The following is a 502-nucleotide window of genomic DNA, read 5'->3' as shown; positions in this document are numbered from 1 at the left end:
GTATTCACAAATGCCAGTGCTGCGATTTCATTCGCCGTGCCCGCTGACCCGGCATTAAAGCCAAACCAACCGATATAGAGAATGGCAGTCCCGGTGAAGACCATCGGCAGGTTGTGCGGTTTAAACGCCTCTTTGCCGAAGCCCACGCGTTTGCCTATCAGATATGCGCCCACCAGACCGGCGATTGCGGCGTTAATGTGCACCACCGTGCCACCCGCGAAATCCAGCGCACCGTGAGAAGCCAGCAAACCGCCGCCCCAGACCATATGCGCAATCGGAATGTAGGAGAGCGTCAGCCATACCACCACGAAAATCAACACAGCTGAGAAGCGGATTCGTTCCGCCAGTGCTCCAACTATCAAGCCTACGGTAATGCAGGCAAACGATCCCTGAAACGCTACGTGGATATACTGATAAATGCTGCCCATCACCGCCGTCAGTTCGATGTTTTTCAGCATCAACCAGTTAATGTTGCCGAAGAAGTTGTTTCCCTCACCAAACG

1 protein-coding gene is annotated in these 502 nt (G+C 53.8%); it reads right to left on the bottom strand.

Annotation, left to right across the window (positions count from 1 at the left end):
• Positions 1 to 502, bottom strand: a 502-nt coding sequence (locus tag AC5O77_RS22750; RefSeq protein WP_494507299.1) for an ammonium transporter family protein, incomplete at both ends; no start/stop codon positions are given.

It is taken from the genome of Stenotrophomonas sp. INTA L402-1, from assembly GCF_059295135.1.
Note: the sequence above shows the minus strand (reverse complement) of the source record. Positions and strands in the feature narration are given on the sequence as shown.